Here is a 20,972-nt window from a genome sequence, read left to right as displayed (position 1 = left end):
ACCGGGGGCCATTTTCCCCGAACCTTCCCGCCGTTTCCCGCATCGCTTTCCTATCCCGCTATCGGCGGTCGACGATCTTTCGGTTCGCCTCGTCGTGGAGCATTCGGCTCTGCGTCGCGCCGGCCAGGAGGAGGCAGACGACGAGATAGACGCCCCAATGAATGCCCGGCAGGAAGTACCAGATAACGCCGACGAAGATCCCAGACATCAGTGCGGCGACGATGACGAGTTGCGTAGACTTCGGCATCCCGTTTCTCCGTTTCGGGACGTGTTGCGCCGGGGAGGATAGCGTGGGGCCGGAAACGAAAAAAGGCCCCGCGTCCGGCGCGAACCGGGGCGGGCGCCGCCGCGCTCTGCCTCTGATGCTTCGGCCGCCTCTATGTCAACGAGGCTCAAACTTCCCACACCGTCATGTCCAGCGGAGAGAGAAGACCAAGCTCGAGGTCATACTTCCGGAGCAGTGGAATTCGCGTTCAATCCTCCGGCATTACCGGCACAGGAGCCGCGAAGCTTGCGCGTCGTTCGGTGCGCGCAATCGGATCACGGCGTGCACTTGGGACCCAAATATTTTCCGTCGACAGTCACGCCCATGTGCGAAATGCCCTGTTGCGGCGGATCGAAGGTCATCTTCGACATGGCTCGATACCATGTCGCGAAGTCTCCGGTGAGAACCGTGCTCGTCTTCTGCGATCCGGCATCGGCTTTACACTCGAGATCGACGTAGAGTTCGCCGCCAAGGCGCAGCACTTTCGATATGCTGCAGTTTTTCTGGCCGACGCCGGTGATAATGCTATCCGCCGGCGTGATGCATGTCTCGAACGTCTTCATACCGATGCTCTCGGCTACAGTCGTCAGTCGCCAGAGCCCCGGCCTTCTGACGGGCAACTCATCGGCGCAAGCCGGAGCTGTCGCTTCGATGGCCGTGATCGCAGCGCCGATTAGGGCGAGCGGAATTGCCCGCAAAAGCCTTGGCTTCATTGCATTTATTTCAGTTCGACGAAACTTTCGGCGGCTCGATCGCGATATTTTCGCCGACCACGAAAGTGCCGTCGAAGAGTCGCTTATCGGGTTCCGTCACTGGAGCAACGATATTGCGCGCGGGAAGCCCTGTCGCTTTATCGACGTAGACGCTTTGCTGGTTGGGAACAGAAACTGCCGAAACGCGCGGTCCTTTGTCCTTTGCATCAGCGGGCAGAGGTGTCGCGAGCACGCCTTGGTAGACGGCATATGTCTTGCCTTCGAATTCCTTGTCGCCCGCGCATTTATAATCGGTCGCGGCCTTGGGCGCGTCGGTCACCGTCTCCTTAATTTGATTGGCAACAGTGTTCGAAAAGGCCTCGGGAAGCTCGACCCAGCCCGCCCCCTGGTTGGACCAGGCTCGCTTGCCCACAACAATCATTTCCATCGGGACGCCGTCCTTACCCAGCACCACTTTCTGATGCATACGATCGGGCAGGACGTAGTCCGAACTCATCTTCAGCGAACCTTCGGCATTGGTGATCGTCGTTTCGAACCTGAAGGATTTGGCCGCGCGCAATTTCGCGAATGCAGCGTCGACCTGCTCCCTGCAGCTTTGTTCTGCGAAAGCGGGAGCCGAAGTGAGGACGAGAATGGCGGTCAAAAATATGCGCATGACATATCCGAGTTGAATGACAGAAAGGCGCAAAAGGAATTGCGCGAACACGACTGCCAAGTCATGGCAATTTTTCTACCAGTACTTCCCGGTCCTTGACGTCGGCGCGGGCCGCTCGCCTATCCCCTGGCCCGACATCTCGGGCAGGTGATCAATTGCAATACGCATGAGCTCGGGAAGCGACTTGACGCCAAGCTTCCCTTTGATCTGCGAACAGGTGTTGGCAATTGTCTTATAGCTGACGTTAAGCTCCTCGGCGATTGCCGTGTATTGCTTTCCTTGGGCGATTAGCTCGAGCGTCTGAAGTTCTCTCAGCGTCATCGCGCTCAAAGGATTGGATCGGCCTTTCGTTTCCATAACCGCAATCGCTGATGCGATCGCGTGACTGAGAAATGGTTTACCTTGGCGGACGGCCTGCAGCGCCTTGATGATGTCGACGGAGGACGTGTCCTTCAGGATGTAGCCGTTAGCGCCGAGCCGCAACGACTGACTCGCGATCATCGGATCTTCATGCATCGTCAGCACCAGAATGGGCGTATGTTTGTCGTGAACCCGAAGCCGCCTAATGAATGTCAGCCCGACGAGAACTCCCTTCTTGATGGCGAGATCGATGATGATCACGTCCGGCTTGTCGCTTCTGTAAGCACGGAAGCCTTCGATCAAATTCGACGCTAGCGTAATATCGGTGATGCCTGCGTCCTCCAGAACTCGGCGGCAGCCCAGCAGCACAATCGGATGGTCGTCGATAACAAGAATTTTGGTCATGCGGATGCCCTGTTGGCGTCATCCATAGCGCGTCTTTCGAATTCGCTGGGTAACGCCGGAATTTTTATCGATAGTGTCGTACCAATCGGCTCATGACCTTCGACAATGAGACTTCCTCCGGCGGAGAGCACGCGTTCGCGCATCGCCGATAATCCGAAGCCTGCCTCGGTGCCGGGCTTCAGCCCCGTCCCTTCATCGCTCACTCGAAGACTGATGAGACTTGGTGCATTCTGTCCATGTTTGCTGCCGCTATCTCTCTCCTCATTGAGTTCAACCACGATATTCGCTGCCTGACCGTGGCGAATGGCATTCGTCAGAGCCTCCTGTGTAGCGCGATACACGATCAGGTCGATTTTATCTCCATAGACCCGCGCGAAATTGCCCACGGACGAAACGATGCGCACATCGGGGTGACGGCGTTCAAAATCGCGGATCAAATCCTGAATCAACGCTATCAATGGAACCTTGCCGATGGAAATTGGATGCAGACGCTTCAGAAGCGCCCGGTTCATCACTTTCAATCGATCCGCTATCGCCAGAATTTCGTCGGTTCGCTTGGCAATCTGATTGGCGTCTTCCTCGCTCAGCCTTCCCGCGAGTCTGGCGACCGATTCCGCATTCGCCGTGATTCCGAACAGACACGGCCCCGCTTCGTCATGCAGTTCGCGCGCGATCTCTCGTCGTTCCTCTTCTTGAACAGACTGTATTTGACGATAGAGCGCGCCATTTTCCGCGCGCGCTTGATCGAGCGATGCGGCGAGTGAATTGAACTTCCTCGCTATGTCGGCGACTTCTCCGACCTTTGGAATGCTGAGACGCTGAGATCGCTCGCCCGCTTCGAGGGCGACCAACCCGCGAGCAAGTGCTACCAGGGGATCGAGAATCCACCCGAGCACGAAATAGAATGCTGCGACGAGCAAAGTTATTGCCACGATCGCGACAATGGCCAAGGCCGAAAGCTCACGCCATTTCTCCGCGATTTCATCGTCCGGATCGCCCTTGAGAAAAAGAGATCTTTCGCCTTTCGGAACCATGATCAGACGCGAATGATCGTTGCCTCCCTTTGGCATCATCAGATTTTCAAACCAGGCAGGCGTCTGATCGAGTGTTTGGCCGTCGTCCTCCAACGTCGGTTCGGGCTTCAACAGCTTCGGAGGGGCGCCCGGATCTTGGACATAAACGCGCGCGTGCCTCAAATGCTTCACTTCGCGGGACACGAGATAATCGAGATCGGCTAATCTATTCTCGGCCGCTATGCGCTGTACAAGCTCGCGGATATTGCCCTCGGCAAAGTCCATCGAGGCTTCTATTTCAATGTCGACCGCTTTGCGTCCGTTGAAGACAGCGACCGTCGCCGCGACGAAAGCTGCGAACACGAGCAGCGCGGAAATTGCCAGCATCACCTGGTTGCGAATCGAGCGACCGATCCACACCCTGTCCGACAGCCGGCCAACAAAAGTGTGAGGCGAGAGCGTGGGCATGGCTCAGCCCTCCGGACCGTAACGCTTGGATAGTTCATGGAAGGCGCGCTCGCTGGTAAAGCCAGCCTTTCGCATGTTGTAGTATTGCTCTCCTGCCGCACCAAAACTTGCGATGCGTCCCGGCAGGAAGGCCTTGGTTAGCCCGCTAATCAGCAAAACCGCGGTTTCATCGCCGCCTTCTTCCCTCAGCATTTTCTCAAGCTGCACGGCGCGATTGGCGACCATCCGCGGTGAATCCTTGAACCTCGCCGAAGCATCGGCGAGCGACTGACGAAGCTTATCGGCGTCACCCGGAACAAGTTTGGCGCCTGACTTCATTTCGCGCGCAAGCAACCAGTCTCCCGGCGCAGTTTCGTCCTGCATCGAAAGCCAATCCGTTTGTTCGGCTTTGATGAGACCGGAACGTTTTTCACCGCTTTGCTGACGCGGCTGCTCGTCACCGCACCCTGAGAGGAGCAACGAGAAGATGAAACCCGAGAGCGTCAGTATGGTCCGTGTCGATTTCACGATGATGGCCGTTTTCAGAGCTGATTGAATCCAACGCGGCGACATATGGCAGACGCCTCCAACATCTTCCAGGTCAACGGTTGCAGGGTTCTTTGCCGAATCTTCCCGGCTCTATTTGCCGCTCCATCTAAAGACCGGCTGTGCACACATCGATAGGTTCGCCCCGTACCGCCCGCGAAAATGCCGAACAACCAGCAATCCGGACGGTACGCATCGAAGGGTGGATAGGGGTTTGATCGCCCATGATCCGCTCGAGCCTCAAGGAGGAAGCACCGGCACTCAACCGTCTTCGGTTGACCGGCGCTGTCCGACAAAAAAAGCTGGCTTTGGAAACGCGAGGTTATATGGGCATGAAGAAAGTCATTGGCGCTTCGATGCTGATGTCGGCGTCCTGCATGGCGATGGCAGTCGCACTGCAAATGGGCGTTGCATCCAGCGCTCAGGCGAATGAAAAGCTTGTCGAGCTCTCAAAGAGCAAAGAAAACTGGATTATGCCGGGTCGTAACTACGACTCCAACAACTACAGCGAAGACGACCAGATCAACGCTACGAACGTCAAGCAGCTGAAGCACGCTTGGTCGTTCTCGACCGGCCTGCTCCACGGCCACGAGGGTGCTCCTCTCGTCGTCGACGGCATCATGTACGTCCACACCTCTTTCCCGAACAAGACGTTTGCTCTCGACCTCAACGATCCGGGCCATATCCTTTGGCAGCACAGCCCGAAGCAGGATCCCGCCGCTCGCTCGGTCGCATGTTGCGATCTCGTGAACCGTGGCCTTGCGTATTGGCCGGGTGACGGAACTGTTCCGGCGCTGATCATCAAGACGCAGCTCGACGGCCACTTGGTTGCCCTCAACGCCAAGACCGGCGAAGAGTTCTGGAAGGTCGAGAACGCGGACATCAAGGTCGGCCAGACGGAAACGCAAGCGCCTTATGTCGTGAAAGACATCGCGATCGTCGGATCATCGGGCGCTGAGCTCGGTGTTCGCGGCTATACCACGGCGTACAATATCAAGACCGGCGAGATGATCTGGCGCAAGTACGCCACGGGTCCGGACAACGAGATCGGCATCGGTGACGACTTCAACAAGGCCAACCCGCACTACGGTCAGAAGGGACTCGGCACGGCAACCTGGGAAGGCGACGCCTGGAAGATCGGCGGCGGCACGAACTGGGGCTGGTACGCTTATGATCCAGGCACGAACCTAGTTTACTACGGATCGGGCAACCCTGCGCCTTGGAACGAAACAATGCGACCGGGCGACAACAAGTGGACCATGACGATCATGGCCCGCGACGCCGACACCGGTATGCTCAAGTTCGGCTACCAGAAGACGCCTCACGATGAATGGGACTTCGCCGGCGTCAACGTCATGATGCTCTCCGAGCAGAAAGACAAGGACGGCAAGCAGCGTAAACTTCTGACCCATCCGGACCGTAACGGCATCGTCTACACGCTCGATCGCGAAAATGGCGACCTGATCTCGGCTAACAAGCTCGACGATACGGTGAACGTGTTCAAGACTGTCGATCTCAAGACGGGTCTGCCTGTTCGCGATCCGGAGTATGGCACGCGCATGGATCACAAGGCGACGGAAGTCTGCCCGTCGGCCATGGGTTACCATAACCAGGGACACGACTCCTACGATCCGACCAAGCAGTTGTTCTTCATGGGCATCAACCACATCTGCATGGACTGGGAGCCCTTCATGCTTCCCTATCGTGCCGGTCAGTTCTTCGTCGGCGCAACGTTGTGGATGTACCCGGGTCCGAAGGGTGACCGTCAGAATTATCTGGGTCTCGGTCAGATCAAGGCCTACAACGCCATTACCGGCGATTATAAGTGGCAGCACATGGAGCGCTTTGCAGTCTGGGGCGGCACGCTCGCGACCGCAGGCAACCTCGTATTCTACGGGACGCTCGATGGCTTCATCAAAGCGCGCAACTCGGACACGGGCGAACTGCTTTGGAAGCACAAGCTGCCGTCCGGCGTGATCGGTTATCCGATGACGTACGAACACAAGGGCACGCAGTACATCGCGGTTATGTCGGGTGTTGGCGGTTGGCCGGGCGTCGGTCTGGTATTCGACCTCCAGGACCCGACCGCTGGTCTCGGCGCAGTCGGTGCCTTCAAGAACCTTCAGAACTACACGCAAATGGGCGGCAGCGTCGAAGTGTTCTCGCTGGACGGCAAGAACCCCTATGACGACGTGAACGTCGGCGAGTACGAAAAGGGCTGATCTCGGCTCAAGGTTGCGGCATCAGAAAATAGATCTGATGCCGCAACTACCTGCCTCGCCGTTGGCATCTGAAAATCGTTCTGGGCCGCGCAGCGATTGCCGATTTCACATCACGACTGCAGCGACCAACCTGCGCGGGAAACGGCTCGCAATTTGAGAGTCCCGCTAGCTCGAAGGCAGTGTCGCCATGCGACACCCGAACTTAAAAGGTGCTTCCAGTATGACGCGCGAGCAGAATGAAAAGCGTTTCACCAATTCTCTGCCATCAAGCATCCAGCTCGCAGCAGTGCTCGGCATCACAGCACTAGCCATTTTCTCGTCCAGTCCATCGCATTCGGACGACACGTCGGCGACACCGGCAAACGATGCGTCCGTGCTTCGGATTTGCGCGGCGGCCAAGGAACTTCCCTACTCCGCGAGCGATAAATCGGGCTTCGAGAACAAGATCGCAGAAATTCTTGCAGCTGCGATGGGCCGAAAAGCTGAATTCGTCTGGTCAGAGAAGCCTGCGATTTATGCAGTCCGCGATCAACTCGATAAGAAGCTCTGCGACCTCGTGATCGGCGCCGACACCGGCGACGACCGTGTTCTGACCTCCCGGCCCTACTACCGGGCGCCTTATGTCTTCATCATCCGCAACGACTCGCCGTTGAAGATCGAGAACTGGGACAGCCCGGACCTCGCGAAAGCAAATCTGATCGGCTTCGTTCAAGGCACGCCTGCCGAAGTCATGATGAACAAGATCGATCTTTACAACGACAGTATCAACTACGTTTCGTCTCTGACGAACTTCAAGGACAAGCGGAACTCCTACACGCGCATCCCGCCGGAGCGGATGGTCGGTGAAGTCGCGGATAGGACGTCAGCGCTCGCCGTCGCGTTCGCGCCAGAGGTCGCTCGTTACGTCACGGCGAACAACGCCCTGAAGATGGTCGTCATCTCCGACAACAACGTCCGATCGGACGGCGAGAGAGTGCCGTTTCACTTCGATCAATCATTCGCGGTGCGGAAAGATGACAAAGATCTGCTGACCGCCATCGACGCAGCATTGCCCAAGGCGCAAGCGAAAATCGAGTCTGTCTTGAAAGAGGAAGGCGTCCCCTACGTGCCGCCGGCGCCGCGCACATAAATGGTCGGGAGGGGGAATTGCGCTGTCGTGTCAAAGGAAGAGTGGAAGAGAAATAGCATATGAAATTCGCAGTTATTGCAGCGGGTATGGCAGTCTGTGCGTTGGTGACGAGTGGGCAAGAAGCCGTTGCACAGCAAGACTTCAGGAACACGGTAACGGGCGATGTTCTGGACGTCGACGCCATAGCGCCGAAAGAGGGAAGAGACACGCCGGCAGTTAAGAGCTTCCTGAAGACGGGCGTCGACCCCTACGTGGAAGTCACAGGCTGCCTGCCGAGGGGCGAAGAGATTTATCTCGAATCCTGCTCCGGCTGCCACGGGCACGTTGGCGAAGGAAAAGTCGGACCAGGCCTCAACGACGCCTATTGGACGTATCCGAAGAACACCACTGACAAGGGTCTGTTTGAAACGATCTTTGGCGGCGCGAACGGCATGATGGGCCCTCATGGGCAAGACCTCGAGCTCGATGACAATCTGAAGCTGATCGCTTGGATACGGCATATCCAAAAGGATGACGTGAAGGATGCAGAATGGCTCACACCCGACCAGAAGAAATCATTCAAGCCATTCAAAATCGAGGACTGGGAAAAGACAGGCCGCGCGGCGGCTCAGAAGGAGCAATGCAAGATTTCCGCGCACTAGCGCAACGACCCGACGCGGCAGCATCGCGCAAGTTGGCTGGTACGGAAACAATGAGGGTGGAGTGAACCCACCTGATCGTGAGTAGCAAAAATGGAGGAAAGCCTATGAAACCGATTTCACTCCCGTTGATCGCTAGCACCATCGTCGCTCTCGCGGGCCTCGCCGGAGCTACCGCACCTGCAGCTCTGGCCTACGACGGCACGCACTGCAAGGCGAACGGGAACTGCTGGGAACCGAAGCCCGGTTTCCCGGAAAAGATTGCGGGCTCGAAGTACGATCCGAAGCACGATCCGAAAGAACTTGCGAAGCAGAGCACCTCGATGAAGGCGGCGGAAGAGCGCAACAAGCTGCGCGCCGATAACTTCAAGAAGACCGGCAAGTGGGTCTACGACGTTTCGAAGATTCAGTAGCCCCACCCAAATCTACCCTCGGATCTTGCTACGCTTGCAGGACCACACATTCCTCTCCGAGGTGACTGGGGTGCTGTCTCGGCAGCACCCTCTTTTTTGGCGTCAAGATTATATCCAACCGCCCCGCCGGCGGGAACAAAGGCGCGCTTGGGATAGATAATAATGCCCTCCCCAACAGTTCAGCAGCCGCAAGCCGACGAGCAGACCGGACCTCTCGAACTCGATGATTGGTGCCGCTGTGCGCTCGATTTCGAGCGAGAAATCGCGAAGGCCGTCATCGGCCAGAACCGCGCCATTCGGCTATTGACGATTGCTGTTTTCGCGCGGGGACACGTGCTTCTCGAAGGCGATGTCGGAGTCGGGAAGACTACACTTCTCAGGGCAGTGGCGCGCGCTCTCGGCGGTGCCTACGAGCGCATCCAAGGCACCATCGATCGGATGCCTTCCCAAATTATCTACAATACTTATCACAATCAGGAAGGTAAGCCGCGGGTAGCGCCTGGCCCGGTGCTGCGCCACGGCAGCGATCTCTCCGTATTCTTTTTCAACGAGATCAACCGTGCACGTCCTCAGGTGCATTCCCTGCTTCTGAGGCTGATGGCCGAGCGTAGCGTCACGGCATTCAACCAGGAGCATCAGTTTCCTCACCTGCTCGTCTTTGCGGATCGAAATCGCATCGAGCGCGAAGAGACATTCGAGCTGCCTGCCGCAGCTCGCGATCGCTTTCTGATGGAAGTCGAGATCTCGGCACCATCGGATGAAAAATCGCGGCGCGAACTTCTTTTCGCGACGCGGTTCCACGACGTCGATAAGCTGATTGCATCGCTCAAAGACGGCGTGCTCGACTATCGCCGGCTCAACACTCTCGCCAACGTCATCCAGAACACCATCATCGTGAGCCCTGCTCTCGAGCGCTACGTTCTCGATCTTTGGAAGGCCATCCGAGAGCCCGCATCGGCCGGCATTCAGATCGCCAATGTCGATGTCAACAGGATGATCGCGGGCGGATCGAGTCCCCGCGGCATGAGCTATCTCATTCGCGCGGCGCGCGTCGCAGCGTGGCTTTCCGGCCGCGACATGGTCGTGCCGGAAGACATTCGAGATATCTTCCATGAGTGCATGGCGCATCGCATCTTCCTCACGCCCGTATACGAGCTGAGACGCGAGGAGATCGTGCGATCGTTGATCGCCGATGTCTTTGCCAAGGTCCCGGCGCCATGAACGATGAGGCGAGAGATCTAGCCTATAGTATCCCGTGGCGAACGAGCAGCATTCGTGTCGGTTCGCATAAAAGCTTTCTATCGGGAAGCGGCGGTTTATTTCGCGATATCGTGCCGTTGTCGACCTTTCCCGATCCACGCCGCATCGCCATTCGGGCGTCACTCAGCGATCCGTTCGAACGACTTCTCGTCCGCCGGGCCGAGCAGCCAAGCTCTATCGACGTCGCTGTGCTTGTCGACGTCTCTCAGTCGATGGCATTCGAAGGCCGGTGCGATAAGATTGCCCTTGCGGCGGATATCGCTCAGGCATTGGCCATCGGTACCGAGCGCGCCGGCGATACCTTTGCGCTCTATCCTTTCGACAACGTTCTTCGGCAGGATCTTCTGCTGCGCAAGACTTTGTCGCGGGCCGCGCACGCCGATGCTATCGAACGCCTTCGTCAGTTCGCACCCGATCACCCCGGCGTCGATGGCCTTGCGGAAGCCGGCGCGGCAATTGCCGGATCAAAGAAACTTGTTTTTCTCATTTCAGACTTCCTATGGCCGCAGGAGGCGGCTCGGGCGGCGGCAGAAGCGCTTGCTCTCCATGACATCGTTCCGATCGAGATCAGGGACAGCCTCGAACTCGATGGTCTTCCCGAATGGGGTCTCCTCAATCTGCGAGATCTCGAAACCGGACGGCATCGGCTCGTGGCGATGAGGCCGACGCTCAAGGCCCGGTGGCGCGCGCAGAGAGGCAAGCAACGCCAGGGCATTTTTCAAGCGTTACAAGCGGCGTCGCGCGAAACATTCACGGCCAACGATCATATCGACTGGATGCGGTTCACATCGTTTCTGCTGCACGGAGCGGCCTGATGCGAAGCTGGCTCGCAATAGTATTCCTCCTACTGAGCGTCGGAGGAAGTTCAGCTGCCATCGATGCGGTGAACGTCTACGAGCCGCGAAAGTTCGGACACTTTCTCGGCGATACGCTGGAGCGACGGGTTGAAGTCATAACAAGCGGCAACACCGAGCTCTTCACGGCGGCGTTGCCCCGGCCGGGAGCCCTGACGTATTGGCTCGATCTCGTGTCGATCGATCTTAGCGAGCGCGAAGAGAACGGGCGCAAGATTTATGACATCACCTTGAAGTACCAGATTTTCTATTCGGCGCTCGAGGCCAAGCAGCTCGACATTCCGTCGTTTCCTCTGCGGTTCAAGAACCCGAACAGTGTTGCCCCCAACGGCGAAGCGCCTAGCGAGCCGTCTGACGCTTCTCAAGGCGGCAATTATTCCGCGACCGTTCCGGCGCTACGGTTGGTGATTTCTCCACTTCGCGACATCGTCCTCGATGATTTGATGCCGGAGAAAACCGGCGACATCTCCGATGTCATGCGGCCGGATGCGGTCCCGCAAGAGATAAACGTTGTTCCGAGGGAGCGGCTACTCTTGGCTTCTGCAAGCGCGCTCGCCGGTGCAGGTCTGCTGCTACTTTGGCATTATGCGATCTGGCCCTTCGCACGCCGCCCCAAGCGCCCGTTCACGCAAGCCGACCGACAGATCCGGAGCCTTCAGTCTGGTGGAGCGGGCGAAGCTCCCTATCGCGACTCCCTGCTCATTCTGCATCGCGCATTCGATCAATCCGCCGGCCGCCGAATCTTCGCGGCCGACGTTCCGGAGTTCGTCGCGCAACATCAGCGCTTTTCAACCCTGCTGCCGCGGCTCAAGTCGTTCTTTGAAAGCTCTCAACTCTACTTCTTTTCGGATGACCGGCGTGCTGCGGAAGATCGCTTTCCCATCAGCGATCTGGCTCGGCTCGCGGCTGACCTCGCGCGCGAGGAGAGGTCGGCGGCATGATCTTCACCAACCCGATTGCGCTCTATCTCCTCCCGCTCGCGCTCATTCCGCTCTTTCTCGGAATGCAGCGGCAGGAATCCTATCCCTCTCTCGCCGGCTTCGAGACGGATCGTCTTTCCAGGGCGATAGGCTGGGCACTCCGTCTCGCAGGGGTCGCCGCACTTGCAAGCCTCATTCTCGGCATGGCCGGCGTTGCATTGCGCGAACGAACCATCGAGCGCTTCGGTCAAGGTGCGCATATTGTTTTGCTGATCGATCGCTCGGCTAGCATGAACGATACCTTCGCTGGCAGGCAGCCAAGCGGTGCGGAAGAATCCAAATCCTCTGCAGCCAAGCGGCTGATCAAGGAATTCGTCGTCGAACGTGAGCACGACCGGTTCGGCGTCGCTGCGTTTTCGACGGCTCCGATGCATGTCGTGCCGATTACCGATCATAAGGGGATCGTTCTCAGTGCCATCGATGCGATAGATCGGCCGGGGCTCGCCTTCACGGACGTCGGGCGCGGCCTCGCAATGGCTCTCAGCATGATTGAAGAAGATGTGCATCAAGGCTCGCGCGCGATCGTATTGGTTTCCGACGGCGTGGCGGTGGTCGGACGAAAAATCCAGGATGCCCTTAGAACCGAATTCGCGCGCAGACCGGTCCATCTCTATTTCGTTTATCTGAGGACCGAAGGCGCTAACAGCATGTTTGCGGAGCCCGCACCCGGCGTCGAGGACACGCCGCAGGCGCTGCCTGAGCGTCACCTGAATAAATTCTTCCAGAGCTTGCGCATTCCCTACCATGCCTATGAGGCCGAGAACGCGGCAGCGGTAAAGGGCGCCATCACCGATATCGGCAAGCTCGAGCAGACGCCGCTCGTCTACACCGAACGCATCCCGCAGTACGATTTGTCTCGGTGGGCTTATGCGCTGGCGGCGCTCGCTCTCGGTCTTCTGCTTGCGGCAAAGCTCTGCGAACGCACTCTCAAACTTCCGGGGGCGCCAGGCCATGCGGCTTAATTCGATCCTTACGTTCCTGGCTCCGCAGCGCGGCACAGCCTTTTGGATCCTCGCCGCCGCCAGCGTTCTGTGGTTTGGATACGCAGCTGACAGCCTGATCAGCGCTAGGCGCTCAAATGACAACATCCGGCTGCTTGTCGAGCGTCACGACGTTCCGATCGACGTCAAGCGGGCGCATCCGCAGGAAATCCTGGCGCGCATCGATGAATCGGTGCGCCGTGATCATATCGACGACGCGCAATCTATACTCAGCATTGCGGGCGATCGGCTTCCTCCCTCGGTGCGCGCGGCCGCGCTCTACAACATCGCCAATACAAGGACCCGCATGGCGGCCGAGGCTGTCCGCAAGGGCCAGATCGACAGCGCGACGGCCATGATCAATCTCGCGAAGTCAGAATACCGCCTGGCGTTGAAACTCGACCCCGAGAGCTGGGACGCGCGGCACAATCTCGATGTTGCAATGCGCGTCGTTCGCGATTTTCCTCAAGCCGACAATCCGGATCTTTCCTCGCCCGATGCCCCGAAGAAGCTATGGACGGATCTTCCCGGCATCCCAAAGGGATTGCCATGAGCTTCGCCGGCGTCAACTTCGACCGACGCATGCTTTTGCTGCTTGGTGCGCTGGCTGCGACGATCGTGGCAACCATCGGCATTCACATCATTCGCGATCAGCGAATCGCTGATGTTCTCGCCATCGTTGATATCACCGGCAGCATGAATACGCGGGACATGGGCAACCCTCGCGGGTCGCTCAACCGGCTGGAAGCTTCGCGTCAGGCCCTCATCGATATGATGCAGGACCTCCCATGCCAATCGCGCCTTGGGCTCGGCATTTTTTCCGAACGGATTTCGTTCCTGCTGCTCGATCCCGTGGAGATCTGCAGCAATTATGATGCTCTCGAAGGTGCTATTTCTGGACTCGACTGGCGCATGGCCTGGCAAGGCGACAGCTTCATCGCCAAAGGGCTTTATTCCGGAATCGACATCGCATCGAGCCTCAAATCCGATCTGATCTTCCTCACCGACGGCCACGAGGCGCCGCCGCTTCCATTTACCGGCGTCCCTGAGTTCGACGGCAAGCCCGGCGCGGTGGAGGGCCTGATCGTCGGCGTCGGCGGCAGCGAGAAGACGCCGATCCCGAAGTACGACGACGAGGGCCGCCAGGTCGGCGTCTACAATGAGACGGACGTTCCACAGGACAATCGCATCGGCGCGGCGCCAAAGGATGCCGAAACTCGCGAGGGTTATAATCCGCGCAACGCGCCTTTCGGCGCCATGCCAACGAACGGAGATGAGCAGCTGTCTTCGGTGAAGACCGCCCATTTGAAAGACCTCGCGTCGCGTACGGGCCTCGCCTATGTCGAACTGCAAAACGTCCGTGGCATCGCGCCCAAGCTTTTGTCGTCGACCGAACCGCGCATCGTTCCCGTCAATACGGACATGGCCTATGTGCCGGCGCTCTTCGCGCTTCTATCAATCTTGGCGCTCTACGCGCTGCAGCTCATCGAACGGGCACCGATGCGCCGCAGTCGGGTCTCGCCGGCCGTCTTTGAATTCTAAGCTAGAAGGAGCTTCCTTGAATGCCGATTAAGTTTCGTTCTCTTCTTGCGTTCGCAATCCTTTCGATGGGCGCCCACGCCGCCCTGGCGCACGGGCCCACGCCGCAGAAGGTCGAAGAGAAGATTGCAATTTCGGCTCCGCCGGCCACCGTATGGCAACTGATCAAGGATTTCGGAAGCATCGGCACGTGGCATCCTTCCGTCGCGAGCGCCAAAAGCGAAGGCGGCAACGCCAGCGGCGCGACCCGCACGTTCACTCTCAAGAGCGGCGGCGGCGAACTCGTCGAAAGCCTCGACGACTATCAAGAGAAGGACATGTCGTACGGCTACCGGCTCGCGACCGAAAACGACGAGGCTTTCCCGGCAAGCTTCTATTCCGATACGATTCAAGTCGTACCCGCATCCGGCGGCAGCGAGGTTGTATGGGGCTCGCGCTTCTATCGTGCGGACACCACAAACGAGCCTCCTGAAAACAAGAACGATGCCGCGGCGATCAAGGCGACGGAAGATTTTATCAAAGCCGGGCTCGCAGGCATCAAGGCGAAAGCGGAAGGCAAGGGATGAAGGCCCTTGCTGGCCTCATAACGCTCGTCGCGCTCTATGCTGTCGTATCTGTGGGTACGATAGCGGCGCGCGATAGCACTGCCGAGACTATCTACGTTCTCAGTCAAGACGACGGCATCCTTTCGGTCATCGACCCGAAGGTGGACGAGATCACCGGGAAAATTAAGTTTCCTGGAAAGCCGGCGGCCTTTACGATCAGCTCCGCTACGGGCGAAGCCTTCGCTACGCTTCCCGACAGCGGAGAAATTGCCGTTGTCGATCTTCAAAGCCAAAAGCTTGTGCGCGTGCTCAAGGTCGGCGGCCAGCCGTTCGGCATCGCAGTGCGTGCGGACGGCCGATTGTTCGTTGGAGATTGGAGCGCGAACCGCGTCTCGATCGTCGATCAGACATCAGGCGACATATTCGCGAAGATAGCGGTGGGCCGTTCGCCGGCCCATCTAGTTCTGACGCGCGACGGCTCCCGCGTTTATGTTGCCGATCGCGAAGCGAACAGCGTTGCCGTGATCGATGCCCAACGCTTCGAGGTGATGAAAGAAATTCCGGTCGGGCGTGCACCGTTTGCGCTGGCGTTGAGTTCCGACGAGGCTCAGCTCGCCGTTGCCAACGTGCAGTCTGCGACGTTGTCGGTCGTCGATACTTCCAGCCTCGAAATTTTATCGTCACCCGCAACGCGCGCGATGCCGTATGGCGTGGCCGTTACGCACGACGATGCAGAGATCCTTGTCTCCAACCAGCAGAGCGGCAGCATCTCGATCATAGACGCTAAGACACACACGCCCCGTGCAGAAATCAAAGTCGGACGCTATCCTGAAGGTGTCGCTGTCCTGAAGAACGGTAGCAAGGCCTATGTCGCGAACTGGTTTTCGGCGAGCGTTTCCGTACTGGATCTCAAGGCCAATACGGAGATCAAACGCATCAGCTGTCCGGAAGGCCCGCGGATGGTTCTTAGCGCTTCGGCAGCCCCCTGACCGCGTTCACATCTTGTTGTCAGAGCTCGCGGACGGTCTTCGTTGATCGCATCGATCCAAAGTGCGTGCCGGTCCAACGCTCGACTTTCTCGGGCAGAAAAACAAAGCTCTGCATCTTGTAGACGATGCCGTCGCTGATAACGGTCTGATCGTTCACGGCAATCGCTTGGGCTGGCAGGAAGAAAGCGCAGATCTGCTTGCCGGCAGCCTTGTTGACGGTATTGGCAGCAATCTCTCCGGTATCACCGGCCGCTTGGCGCTGGAGGAATGCTATCTGGTCTTTCTTTGCGTCGCAAAAATATCCGGAAACCCGAATGGGATCATCCGCGCGTGCCGCGCCAAAGGCGAAAATTGTCGTTACTGCGAGGAGGTAAGAAGCGCACCATGCGTTCGTCCACTTCATCGGACATCTCCAAAGGGAAATGGTTCATAAATGCGTGAACCCGAACCCCAAGCTCTCCAGACCCTTCTTCTCAATTTTCCTCAAGCGTGAAGGAAAACTCGGCAAACCACAACTCTGGAGTGGTCACACCCCCGGTAAAAATTCCACACAGCGCCGAGCGAAGAAAGGACCGCCTCGTTACGACTTCCGAGTGAACAGGCGTCAACGAAACTATTCAATGGGAAGCGGGAATTATTTCCCGGCATAGCGCGCCATTATGTGGTTGTCCGCTTTGGCGGTCATGCAGACGTAATCACGACACGCAACGCATAGCGACGTGCGATGACGCGCTCCGCCTGCTGATCGAACATCGATCCTAGTTCGCGAAAAACGCCCTCAGAAAAAACAAGCCGATATTGCAGCTCCGTAGTTTTACGGAGGGCTTCGTACAGAGGCCAACAGTCGGTCAGTTGTCAAACAACGCCTGCAACAACGGAAAGGAGTTTGGGCAAATGTAGCATTAGGGGGGTAACAAGTGAGGTTCTCAGTCATTGTTAGTGCCATGGCGTTTGGTGGTTTAGCGGCTTCGGCAAATGCTGCCGACCTGGGCGGGGCCAATGCGTACGGCGCGTATAGTTCGCCGAGTTCTCCCGCGCCGCTCATTGCCAACTTCTTCGATGGGGCGGCACCTGGCTCCATGACGGTCGCCGGGATAACCATCTACGGCGCAGTCGACTATAGCGCCGTTTACAATTCGCACGGCGCGACTCCAACCGGCACCCTTTATCAGGGCTCGCTGTATCAAATCTCGAAGATCAGCGGGGGACCGCAGTTCAACGCGACCAATAGCGCCATGAGCCAATCGTTCGTTGGCATGAAGGCGAACGAAAAGCTTTCGGACCTTTTCGGTGTCGACTCTCTGACTGGCTGGTCGTTCATCTCCGATGCGCAAATCGGCTTCGATCCGGCCTGCGGGGATATTGCCGACGTCTGCAGAACGTTACGTATGAACAACGGCCTCGGAGCTTTTCCCCTTGAGCAGAGTGCAAATCTCGATGGCAGCCGTTGCGGACAAATCTTCAACGGGGCGCTTTACGGCGGCATCAAGAACAACGACCTGGGCCAATTGACCTACGGCCGTCACAACTCCCTCTTGAACGACGCTCTCGGCGCATATGACCCCGAGGCTGGCTCATATGCTTTCTCGCTCTTCGCTTTCTCGGGGACGGTCGGCGGCGGCGGTGGCGCCACCGAGGATGCACGCTGGAACAACTCAATCCGCTACGCAAATACCATCGGTATGTTCCGAGTCGCCGGCATGTACCGATTCGAAGGTATGGAACAGGGGGGCGACGCCTATTCGGGAAATATCGGTGTCGATCTACCCGGCGAACTCAAGGGGCTATCGATCGATGGGGTTTATGGCCACTTCAATAATGCCATCGCAGCCAGCAATCTGTCGGCCGGCGACTGTGCAGCGCTTGCGACCAGTATTGCGGCCTGTCAGCGCCTCGATATCTTGAGCGCCACGGTTTCGGATAACGACGTTTGGTCGATCATGGCCAAGTATAATTTCGGCCATTTCGGTTTCGACAACGTCACCACCATGGGTGGTTATGAGCACATCAATTTTTCAAATCCGGACAGCCAGCTCAACAGTCTGACCACCATCGGCGGTTATCAGCTGTTTGCCGGCGATGTGAACTACAACAAGTATCTCACTGACAAGCAGCTCGAGCTATTCTGGTTCGGCGGCAAGTGGGCGATCACGCCGAAGCTGACAGCTGGGGCGGTCTGGTATCATTACGATCAGAACATGTTCGTCACGAATTCCGGAACGAGCACGACCGCTTCGCACTGCAACGGTAAGTCGGGGACAGCCGCGAGCGGGAACTGCGCCGGTTCGTTCGATTGGGTTAGCGCTTCGCTGGACTATCAATGGACAAAACGCCTCGACGTCTATGCCGGCGTCTCGTATTCGCAGGCCGATGACGGCCTGGCCAGCGGCTTCACTTACACCAACACTTGGAACCCCGCATTTGGCGCGCGCTTCCGCTTCTAGAAAGGTGCCCTAAGCAGCTATGGCGGCACGCTTTCGATAGGCGTGTCGCCCTATCGCAATTCAAAACGGGACCTTCTCAGCGATCTCCACTTGCATCAGGCGCGGCTTCGGCGGCGCCTGCTTTGTTTTGTACGGGTTTGCACTGCGAGGAACGCGAGTGCCTTCCGCCCGCTACTTCTGCTTCGCGGGAAATTGCCACCGTATTTCTGCGGATGTGTTTGTGCGTGCGTCGAAGGGCGGACGGAAGCGAGCGGAATAACGCTCTGCAATCATACCAATTAAATTTAGCGGCGATGCAGATCCAATAGCGCGGACGTGAACTGCATCCACGCCGTTGCATCCTCCAGCATCGAACCGTTCAACTCCGGACAGGGATTATCGCGATGTTTAAGCTTCCCGTCGCCGCTTCCATTTCACTTCTAGCTCTAGGATTCGCGACCGCCGCAAGCGCCCAAGGTCGATGTGACGGCGACTTCCAGATGGTCAACGGAAGCTGGGTTGCCACGAGATATTGCCAACGCATGGTGGCAGAGCGCGTCGCGCACGCCGAGCACGCCCACATCACTCGCCACACGGTTCGTCGGAGCGACGAAACGCCGGAAGAATTTTGCCGCTGGCACAATGGTGAAATCGAAACCGAGACCTACTGCTCCAGCTACAACGACTAGTCCAAAAGCGACGTGGAGATCGATATGAATCGCATGCTGAGCGCTGGCGCGATCGCGCTCGCCCTTTCCACCGCAGCCGCCATGACGTCAGCCCAAGCAAGGTCACTCTGCGATGGAGATTTCGAGCGCACACCCGGCGGTTGGATTTCGACCCCTCGTTGCCAGGAATATGAAGCTGCAAAGGTGGCGCGGGAAATGCACCAACACCTCACGGATATAACTTCATCGTCTCGAGATGTGACGCCGGACGAATTCTGCCGCGGCAACAACGACATCAGGGTTTCGACCTTCTGCGCAGCGTACAAGGACTAATAGCGTTCGGTGTCGCCTTGAGGGTGATTCCGGTTGGCTCCCAAAGAACCGATCATCTCCTCCAGGCGCACCGCAATTCTGACGAGATCCGCGATATTGCGAGCGCCTGTCCTTTCCATCACCCAGGCCCGATACGTTTCAACCGTACGGGGACTGATTTTGAGCGCGAGCGCTATTTCCTTGTTGGAGAGGCCTTTGACGGCAAGATCCATCACTTGGCGTTGTCGATCGGACAGCTCGTTGATGCGCGCTGCGAGTCGGATCGTTTCCTGATCCTGATTGCGCTGATTTTTGGCTTCTCCAAGTGCCGAAGCAATGCTTTCGATCAAACGATCGGGAGTGAATGGCTTTTCGATGAAATCATGCGCCCCGGCCTTGAGGGCGGAAACAGCCATGGCCACGTCACCGTGGCCGGTAATCAAGATAAGGGGGACCATTGGCCATTTTTTAGCGAGATCTTTCTGCAGATCTAAACCTGTCATACCCGGCATGCGGATATCGCAAACGACGCACGATGGTAGGCGTTCGGCGTCTAACGCAGAAAGAAACTGCTCGGCAGAGGAAAATGCGTAGACGCCAAATCCGCGATTGCTGAGCATCAGCGACAAGGAATCTCGAACCGGTTCGTCGTCATCTATGATTGCAATTGCCGAGGCTAACGTCACTGCACCATCTCCCTTGGAAATGAATTCAACCGAATACGAACGAGGGCACCTTTGCCGTCGTTTTCCAGAAGAAGCTCGCCCCCGTGTCCTTCGACGATCGTTCGGCTAAGCGAGAGGCCCACGCCCAAGCCGTCCTTTTTGCTCGAAGAGCGGATGCCCGCTTTTCGAAGATCAAAGCCCGTTGGAAATCCAGGCCCGCTGTCCTTAATTCGAATTTCGATACGGTTGCCGTCGATATTGCTGGCGCTGATATTGATCAATCTCTCTTTAGATGGATCGTTGTCGCTCATCGCATCGACTGCGTTCGATATGATGTTCATCAGGACTTGCTCGATCTGCAGGCGATCGACTGCGGCATTGCGTATGTCACGGGGAATTGCGACCTTTACCGACGCACCTGTGCGTTGAAGATTGGGCTCCAAAAGATCAAGCGCTTCCCTTATGAGCAGATGTGGATTTTGCTCGCCGATCTGTCGGCGGCCAAGCCTTATAAAGTCGCGAAGATTTCGAACGACGTCGGTGCATCTGCACATGCGTCTGCGTTGGCGGCAACGCTTGCATTCAAAGTGAGATGTGCTCCGGCGAGCATTGAGACGGCACTCGTCGATGTGCGCAACAAACGCATTTCGGATCGTCTCCGATAATCTCGCGGTCGGCACATCGTGACGGCGATGTCAAACGCCGGGGTGATCTTGACGCGGCCGAGGAGATCTCCCCTCTCTCCTGTGGTCCTGCCCTCTGCTGCTGGACTTTCCTAGATCCGTATGAATACGGACCGTCCTTCCCCGAGGATGTGCTCCCGACACGACGGCCAATGGCCTCTCGCGATATAGCGACATGGAAATAACATCGGGGGGCATCAATGGGAAATTTGAAAACCTTCGACACGCCACTCCTTTCAGCCGTATTTTGCGCGTCTCCGGCCGCAGC

The 20,972-nt window shown here is 57.7% G+C and carries 25 protein-coding genes; 16 read left to right on the top strand and 9 right to left on the bottom strand.

All coding sequences use genetic code 11. From position 1 onward, the window contains the following. Window positions 1–58: 58 nt before the first annotated feature. From K2Q04_RS02820 to K2Q04_RS02795, 6 genes are all read right to left on the bottom strand, one after another. Window positions 59–247: a hypothetical protein gene (locus tag K2Q04_RS02820; protein WP_291158933.1), complete on the bottom strand. Its 189-nt coding sequence runs from the start codon at window positions 245–247 to the stop codon at window positions 59–61. A gap of 293 nt (window positions 248–540) precedes the next feature. After that, window positions 541–978 (bottom strand): DUF3617 family protein, encoded by a 438-nt coding sequence (locus K2Q04_RS02815; protein ID WP_291158927.1) that lies wholly within the window; start codon window positions 976–978, stop codon window positions 541–543. A 10-nt stretch (window positions 979–988) separates the two neighbouring features. Next, complete coding sequence (locus tag K2Q04_RS02810; RefSeq protein WP_291158924.1) at window positions 989–1,633, bottom strand: hypothetical protein; 645 nt, start codon at window positions 1,631–1,633, stop codon at window positions 989–991. Between the two features lie 75 nt (window positions 1,634–1,708). Then, window positions 1,709–2,398, bottom strand: coding sequence for a response regulator transcription factor (locus K2Q04_RS02805; protein WP_291158922.1), 690 nt, complete (start codon window positions 2,396–2,398; stop codon window positions 1,709–1,711). Continuing rightward, the gene (locus tag K2Q04_RS02800) at window positions 2,395–3,879 is read right to left on the bottom strand and encodes a histidine kinase (RefSeq protein ID WP_291158920.1); all 1,485 of its coding nucleotides are present in this window, start codon (window positions 3,877–3,879) and stop codon (window positions 2,395–2,397) included. The genes K2Q04_RS02805 and K2Q04_RS02800 overlap by 4 nt, the downstream gene beginning before the upstream one ends. Before the next feature lie 3 nt (window positions 3,880–3,882). After that, the gene (locus tag K2Q04_RS02795) at window positions 3,883–4,431 is read right to left on the bottom strand and encodes a hypothetical protein (RefSeq protein WP_291158918.1); all 549 of its coding nucleotides are present in this window, start codon (window positions 4,429–4,431) and stop codon (window positions 3,883–3,885) included. A 335-nt stretch (window positions 4,432–4,766) separates the two neighbouring features. Between K2Q04_RS02795 and K2Q04_RS02790 the strand changes: the two genes are divergently transcribed. The 12 genes from K2Q04_RS02790 to K2Q04_RS02735 all read left to right on the top strand — a co-directional run bounded on the left by K2Q04_RS02790 (window position 4,767) and on the right by K2Q04_RS02735 (window position 15,953). Continuing rightward, complete coding sequence (locus tag K2Q04_RS02790) at window positions 4,767–6,626, top strand: methanol/ethanol family PQQ-dependent dehydrogenase (RefSeq protein ID WP_291159120.1); 1,860 nt, start codon at window positions 4,767–4,769, stop codon at window positions 6,624–6,626. Window positions 6,627–6,846: 220 nt separating this feature from the next. Further along, a complete protein-coding gene (moxJ, locus tag K2Q04_RS02785; protein WP_291158914.1) occupies window positions 6,847–7,755 on the top strand; it encodes a methanol oxidation system protein MoxJ in 909 nt (302 codons plus the stop codon). A gap of 86 nt (window positions 7,756–7,841) precedes the next feature. Further along, entirely contained in the window at window positions 7,842–8,396 is a 555-nt protein-coding gene (moxG, locus tag K2Q04_RS02780; protein ID WP_291159118.1) for a cytochrome c(L), periplasmic, read from the top strand. 113 nt (window positions 8,397–8,509) lie between these two features. After that, complete coding sequence (locus K2Q04_RS02775) at window positions 8,510–8,806, top strand: methanol dehydrogenase (protein WP_291159116.1); 297 nt, start codon at window positions 8,510–8,512, stop codon at window positions 8,804–8,806. Between the two features lie 162 nt (window positions 8,807–8,968). Continuing rightward, window positions 8,969–10,027, top strand: coding sequence for a MoxR family ATPase (locus K2Q04_RS02770; protein ID WP_291158912.1), 1,059 nt, complete (start codon window positions 8,969–8,971; stop codon window positions 10,025–10,027). Continuing rightward, window positions 10,024–10,881, top strand: a complete 858-nt coding sequence (locus K2Q04_RS02765; protein ID WP_291158909.1) for a VWA domain-containing protein — start codon at window positions 10,024–10,026, stop codon at window positions 10,879–10,881. The genes K2Q04_RS02770 and K2Q04_RS02765 overlap by 4 nt, the downstream gene beginning before the upstream one ends. Beyond that, a complete protein-coding gene (locus K2Q04_RS02760; RefSeq protein ID WP_291158907.1) occupies window positions 10,881–11,861 on the top strand; it encodes a nonribosomal peptide synthetase MxaA in 981 nt (326 codons plus the stop codon). Before K2Q04_RS02765 ends, K2Q04_RS02760 begins: the two co-directional genes overlap by 1 nt. Next, window positions 11,858–12,862, top strand: a complete 1,005-nt coding sequence (locus K2Q04_RS02755) for a VWA domain-containing protein (protein ID WP_291158904.1) — start codon at window positions 11,858–11,860, stop codon at window positions 12,860–12,862. Before K2Q04_RS02760 ends, K2Q04_RS02755 begins: the two co-directional genes overlap by 4 nt. Further along, window positions 12,852–13,433 (top strand): hypothetical protein, encoded by a 582-nt coding sequence (locus K2Q04_RS02750; protein WP_291158903.1) that lies wholly within the window; start codon window positions 12,852–12,854, stop codon window positions 13,431–13,433. Before K2Q04_RS02755 ends, K2Q04_RS02750 begins: the two co-directional genes overlap by 11 nt. Next, complete coding sequence (locus tag K2Q04_RS02745; protein ID WP_291158900.1) at window positions 13,394–14,422, top strand: vWA domain-containing protein; 1,029 nt, start codon at window positions 13,394–13,396, stop codon at window positions 14,420–14,422. Before K2Q04_RS02750 ends, K2Q04_RS02745 begins: the two co-directional genes overlap by 40 nt. A gap of 20 nt (window positions 14,423–14,442) precedes the next feature. Then, a complete protein-coding gene (locus K2Q04_RS02740; protein ID WP_291158897.1) occupies window positions 14,443–14,985 on the top strand; it encodes an SRPBCC family protein in 543 nt (180 codons plus the stop codon). Continuing rightward, complete coding sequence (locus tag K2Q04_RS02735; RefSeq protein WP_291158894.1) at window positions 14,982–15,953, top strand: YncE family protein; 972 nt, start codon at window positions 14,982–14,984, stop codon at window positions 15,951–15,953. The genes K2Q04_RS02740 and K2Q04_RS02735 overlap by 4 nt, the downstream gene beginning before the upstream one ends. Before the next feature lie 19 nt (window positions 15,954–15,972). On the opposite strand, the gene K2Q04_RS02730 is transcribed toward K2Q04_RS02735, so the two are convergent. Further along, window positions 15,973–16,356 (bottom strand): hypothetical protein, encoded by a 384-nt coding sequence (locus tag K2Q04_RS02730; RefSeq protein WP_291158892.1) that lies wholly within the window; start codon window positions 16,354–16,356, stop codon window positions 15,973–15,975. Window positions 16,357–16,870: 514 nt separating this feature from the next. Between K2Q04_RS02730 and K2Q04_RS02725 the strand changes: the two genes are divergently transcribed. The 3 genes from K2Q04_RS02725 (at window position 16,871) to K2Q04_RS02715 (ending at window position 19,377) form a co-directional block, all read left to right on the top strand. After that, window positions 16,871–18,397, top strand: coding sequence for a porin (locus tag K2Q04_RS02725; protein WP_291158889.1), 1,527 nt, complete (start codon window positions 16,871–16,873; stop codon window positions 18,395–18,397). 383 nt (window positions 18,398–18,780) lie between these two features. Beyond that, window positions 18,781–19,065: a hypothetical protein gene (locus K2Q04_RS02720; RefSeq protein WP_291158887.1), complete on the top strand. Its 285-nt coding sequence runs from the start codon at window positions 18,781–18,783 to the stop codon at window positions 19,063–19,065. 24 nt (window positions 19,066–19,089) lie between these two features. Then, entirely contained in the window at window positions 19,090–19,377 is a 288-nt protein-coding gene (locus K2Q04_RS02715; protein WP_291158884.1) for a hypothetical protein, read from the top strand. On the opposite strand, the gene K2Q04_RS02710 is transcribed toward K2Q04_RS02715, so the two are convergent. Together K2Q04_RS02710 and K2Q04_RS02705 are read right to left on the bottom strand one after the other, a co-directional pair. Continuing rightward, a complete protein-coding gene (locus K2Q04_RS02710) occupies window positions 19,374–20,042 on the bottom strand; it encodes a response regulator (RefSeq protein WP_291158881.1) in 669 nt (222 codons plus the stop codon). The two genes, K2Q04_RS02715 and K2Q04_RS02710, sit on opposite strands and share 4 nt — an antisense overlap. Continuing rightward, on the bottom strand, window positions 20,039–20,362 hold the full coding sequence (locus K2Q04_RS02705) for an ATP-binding protein (protein ID WP_291158879.1): 324 nt from the start codon (window positions 20,360–20,362) through the stop codon (window positions 20,039–20,041). The genes K2Q04_RS02710 and K2Q04_RS02705 overlap by 4 nt, the downstream gene beginning before the upstream one ends. A 6-nt stretch (window positions 20,363–20,368) precedes the next feature. Between K2Q04_RS02705 and K2Q04_RS02700 the strand changes: the two genes are divergently transcribed. Further along, a complete protein-coding gene (locus K2Q04_RS02700) occupies window positions 20,369–20,686 on the top strand; it encodes a hypothetical protein (protein WP_291158876.1) in 318 nt (105 codons plus the stop codon). Window positions 20,687–20,972 lie beyond the last annotated feature (286 nt).

Origin of the sequence: Hyphomicrobium sp. (assembly GCF_019753045.1) — a bacterium.
Classification (GTDB): Bacteria; Pseudomonadota; Alphaproteobacteria; order Rhizobiales; family Hyphomicrobiaceae; genus Hyphomicrobium_B.
Note: the sequence above shows the minus strand (reverse complement) of the source record. Positions and strands in the feature narration are given on the sequence as shown.

Bases quoted from the DNA above. Each gene is read 5' to 3' on its own strand.
- K2Q04_RS02760 (WP_291158907.1), top strand. From the start codon at position 10,881: ATGCGAAGCTGGCTCGCAATAGTATTCCTCCTACTGAGCGTCGGAGGA.
- K2Q04_RS02820 (WP_291158933.1), bottom strand. From the start codon at position 247: ATGCCGAAGTCTACGCAACTCGTCATCGTCGCCGCACTGATGTCTGGG.
- K2Q04_RS02740 (WP_291158897.1), top strand. From the start codon at position 14,443: ATGCCGATTAAGTTTCGTTCTCTTCTTGCGTTCGCAATCCTTTCGATG.
- moxJ (WP_291158914.1), top strand. From the start codon at position 6,847: ATGACGCGCGAGCAGAATGAAAAGCGTTTCACCAATTCTCTGCCATCA.
- K2Q04_RS02765 (WP_291158909.1), top strand. From the start codon at position 10,024: ATGAACGATGAGGCGAGAGATCTAGCCTATAGTATCCCGTGGCGAACG.
- K2Q04_RS02715 (WP_291158884.1), top strand. From the start codon at position 19,090: ATGAATCGCATGCTGAGCGCTGGCGCGATCGCGCTCGCCCTTTCCACC.
- K2Q04_RS02705 (WP_291158879.1), bottom strand. From the start codon at position 20,362: ATGAACATCATATCGAACGCAGTCGATGCGATGAGCGACAACGATCCA.
- K2Q04_RS02800 (WP_291158920.1), bottom strand. From the start codon at position 3,879: ATGCCCACGCTCTCGCCTCACACTTTTGTTGGCCGGCTGTCGGACAGG.
- K2Q04_RS02735 (WP_291158894.1), top strand. From the start codon at position 14,982: ATGAAGGCCCTTGCTGGCCTCATAACGCTCGTCGCGCTCTATGCTGTC.
- K2Q04_RS02795 (WP_291158918.1), bottom strand. From the start codon at position 4,431: ATGTCGCCGCGTTGGATTCAATCAGCTCTGAAAACGGCCATCATCGTG.
- K2Q04_RS02810 (WP_291158924.1), bottom strand. From the start codon at position 1,633: ATGCGCATATTTTTGACCGCCATTCTCGTCCTCACTTCGGCTCCCGCT.
- K2Q04_RS02720 (WP_291158887.1), top strand. From the start codon at position 18,781: ATGTTTAAGCTTCCCGTCGCCGCTTCCATTTCACTTCTAGCTCTAGGA.
- K2Q04_RS02790 (WP_291159120.1), top strand. From the start codon at position 4,767: ATGTCGGCGTCCTGCATGGCGATGGCAGTCGCACTGCAAATGGGCGTT.
- K2Q04_RS02805 (WP_291158922.1), bottom strand. From the start codon at position 2,398: ATGACCAAAATTCTTGTTATCGACGACCATCCGATTGTGCTGCTGGGC.
- K2Q04_RS02730 (WP_291158892.1), bottom strand. From the start codon at position 16,356: ATGAAGTGGACGAACGCATGGTGCGCTTCTTACCTCCTCGCAGTAACG.
- K2Q04_RS02815 (WP_291158927.1), bottom strand. From the start codon at position 978: ATGAAGCCAAGGCTTTTGCGGGCAATTCCGCTCGCCCTAATCGGCGCT.
- K2Q04_RS02755 (WP_291158904.1), top strand. From the start codon at position 11,858: ATGATCTTCACCAACCCGATTGCGCTCTATCTCCTCCCGCTCGCGCTC.
- K2Q04_RS02745 (WP_291158900.1), top strand. From the start codon at position 13,394: ATGGACGGATCTTCCCGGCATCCCAAAGGGATTGCCATGAGCTTCGCC.
- K2Q04_RS02770 (WP_291158912.1), top strand. From the start codon at position 8,969: ATGCCCTCCCCAACAGTTCAGCAGCCGCAAGCCGACGAGCAGACCGGA.
- K2Q04_RS02750 (WP_291158903.1), top strand. From the start codon at position 12,852: ATGCGGCTTAATTCGATCCTTACGTTCCTGGCTCCGCAGCGCGGCACA.
- moxG (WP_291159118.1), top strand. From the start codon at position 7,842: ATGGCAGTCTGTGCGTTGGTGACGAGTGGGCAAGAAGCCGTTGCACAG.